Annotated in this window: 3 protein-coding genes; all 3 read right to left on the bottom strand. The window is 59.9% G+C overall.

Annotated features, from left to right (window positions below; genetic code table 11):
- Positions 1 to 164: 164 nt before the first annotated feature.
- The 3 genes from AC0L17_RS34260 to AC0L17_RS34250 all read right to left on the bottom strand — a co-directional run bounded on the left by AC0L17_RS34260 (position 165) and on the right by AC0L17_RS34250 (position 2,422).
- Positions 165 to 1,352 (bottom strand): MFS transporter, encoded by a 1,188-nt coding sequence (locus AC0L17_RS34260; RefSeq protein WP_473518957.1) that lies wholly within the window; start codon positions 1,350 to 1,352, stop codon positions 165 to 167.
- Positions 1,353 to 1,443: 91 nt separating this feature from the next.
- Positions 1,444 to 1,872, bottom strand: coding sequence for a VOC family protein (locus AC0L17_RS34255; RefSeq protein WP_473518956.1), 429 nt, complete (start codon positions 1,870 to 1,872; stop codon positions 1,444 to 1,446).
- A gap of 142 nt (positions 1,873 to 2,014) precedes the next feature.
- A complete protein-coding gene (locus AC0L17_RS34250; protein ID WP_473518955.1) occupies positions 2,015 to 2,422 on the bottom strand; it encodes a hypothetical protein in 408 nt (135 codons plus the stop codon).
- Positions 2,423 to 2,704 lie beyond the last annotated feature (282 nt).

Raw genomic sequence — 2,704 nt, 5'->3', positions numbered from 1 at the left:
CAGGCGCAACGACCGGTTCTTGATCTCTACCTTATCCGCGGGCGCCCATCCCGCGCAGCGGGTTCGTTCGTCGGCCCGTAGCTGTCGACTAGAGTAAGCACGCCCGGCCTCCCATTCAACACTATCAGGATTGGTTTACCATCCACTTAGCAAGGCGTTGATACCTAAACATCAGTTTTGCTGCCGACCTCCCATTCTGGCCAGGGAAGCATGAAGAAGGCGACCATGGCCAGCAGGCACGCCGCGGCGATGAACGCGAAGACAGCAGCGAATTGATTGGGGCTAAACGTGCTCGCGGTGGACGCCACCCATCCAGTTGCGCCCTGCATGATGGCAACGCCGAGGAATACAGCTGTGTTCAGAATTCCGAATGCCCGGCCGACGACCTGAGGATCATATGCACTCTTAGTGTCTGCGAACTGCAAGATCGTGAAGCCGGTGAGCGCCCCAAGCGCAACGCACATCGTAGCATTGACGATCCAGTTGGCGGAGATTGCAAGGATAAGGAAAATCCCAGCGGAAGTGGCCATGCTCGCGCAGATCAGGTATCGCCGTGAGCGTCCTTTCGCCCGCACCAGACCGAATAGCGGTGGGCCAACCAAGGTCGCGACCGACGAGGCGAGAAGCACATTCCCGACGCCCGTCAGTGTGAAGCCGTGTCGCTCCATGAACAAGGGTGTCGCCCACAGGCCCCTCAGCGCGATGTAGGACGGATAACCAACGAGCCCGAGCGCAACGATGCCCTTGGTCTGCCGTTCTTTCAGGATCGCAAGTGTCTCTCGAATTGCGCCTGCGATGTCGCCTGAGTTCTTGCCGTGATCATCCCGAACGAGGACCAGGATGCAGACCAAGTTTGCCGCCGCAACGGCGCCTGTCACCACAAAAGCGCTGCGCCAGCCCCAATGTTCGACTACCCATGCCAGCGGCGTGCCAGTGGCCAGTAACCCAAGGCCGCTGAAGCTGAGAACCAAGCCCGATACTCGGGCAAAACTCTTTTCAGAAAAATGTTTGCTTACAAAGAACAGCGATCCCACAAAGGCTGGTGCGCAGCCGATGCCAATGAGCAACTGCCCCAGCATCAAAACTGGGAAGCCTGTTGCAATGAACGACAGGAGCGCTCCCGCTACTGCAAGGAGGAAAGCCGAACCAACGGTCTTTCTCACGCCATAAAGGTCAAGCGCTAGGCCCATCGGGATCTGGGCGAGGGCAAAGGACAGATGGAAGGCGCCGGCGTAGATGCCGAGTTCTTCGGTCGAGAGTCCGAATTCACGTTGCAGTCCGGGGGCGACGATGGCCGCAATAGTACGAAACACCTGACTCATCGCGGCCACGCCAACAAGCGTCGCGAGCATGATACCGGCCGCACCGGCCTTGTCTGCGTTGAATACGTTCAGCCTACCGCCCTCCTTCCGGCCAAGCCCATGCGAACGCGGCCTCGTCTGCCTACGCTGTCCGCGACTCGAGCATCTCGACGTAGTGCGGATTGTACATGATACCCAATACGTTGCCGAACGGATCGACCACCGAGGCGGTGACGAAGTCGCTCTCGCGCTTGTTGATCGGATCGTACTCCGTGGCGCCTATGGCCTTGAGCCGAGCGAACGCCGCCTCGATGTCGTCGACCTGCCACAGCAGTATGGCGCCGCCCGGACCGGGCTGCATCGTTGCTGGTGCGTAGCGGCGGTCGATGATGCCGAACTCGTCCTCGTCGTCGCCGATTCGGAACTCGACATAGGCGGGGTTTTCCGCATCGGGCCGCTGGAAGTACGCCTCGACGCCGAACAGCTCCGCGTACCAGTCGCGCGCCGCGGCCACGTCGTCGGCCCAGAAGTTCACCGTGGCCATGCCACGCAAAAAGTGCTTTTTGCTCATTGTCGTAACCCTTTCCTGATTGCGATCGGACGGCCAAATGATGCGCGATAATGGTCCGCATCCGGCCCCGTCCAGAGAGCCGAAAGCGGCTTCACTTAGATGGAAAGGGAAGGGCCAGTTTCTGCTGGACCGGCCCAAGGTTTCAAGGATCCGTTCTGCGGGCAAAATGCTCGCAGGTGATTTGCCACGGATCGTTGCCGGACGATCTTTCCTCGCCGATCCAATGGAAGCTGTCGGCCGCGATCTCGGTGAAACGCCACCGCGCTTTGAGGCCGCGCGAATCCTCGCCGATCTGGACAATGTCCTTACCCTCGGCTCGTCCAATCTGGCGCGAGTAGTCCTGGTTGAGCGGGTCGTTCCAGATGATGTGCCAGCCCCCGATGTCGGGATCGAAGATACGCAAGGTCGTTCCATACATGGTGGACGGCGCAGGGCGTCTGGGCCTGATCCAGATATTCTGAATGGCGCGACCTTCCAGCACCCAGCCGAAATGGATTTCTCCGGTTGATTCCTCGGTCGTGCCGTCATCGAGATGACGTATGGTGTCCATTCCCAGCTTCCGATCAGCCACCCGTACAGGTGCATGTCTTTCGCCCGGTCGGCTGGCGGAGCCTTGGATCCGAGAGCGACGAGAAACGGCGATATCGTGATAGTCAAAGACCTTTTGTTCTTCAGCAATCGTGGGAGAAGTTTAGCACGGCCCTCCTGACAGGGAGCCGTCAGGAGATCGGGCCAAACGTCGGGCTGGGCACGCAGAACGAACCCGCTGCGCGGGATGGGCGCCCGCGGATAAGGTAGAGATCAAGAACCGGTCGTTGCGCCTGCGTTGAGC

Source organism: Mesorhizobium sp. WSM4829, from assembly GCF_055811475.1.
The sequence above is the reverse complement of the archived record's forward strand: the minus strand, read 5'-3'. Positions and strand labels throughout refer to the sequence as shown.

Coding starts and splice junctions, on each gene's coding strand:
- AC0L17_RS34260 (WP_473518957.1), bottom strand. CDS start 1,352: ATGCTCGCGACGCTTGTTGGCGTGGCCGCGATGAGTCAGGTGTTTCGT.
- AC0L17_RS34255 (WP_473518956.1), bottom strand. CDS start 1,872: ATGAGCAAAAAGCACTTTTTGCGTGGCATGGCCACGGTGAACTTCTGG.
- AC0L17_RS34250 (WP_473518955.1), bottom strand. CDS start 2,422: ATGGACACCATACGTCATCTCGATGACGGCACGACCGAGGAATCAACC.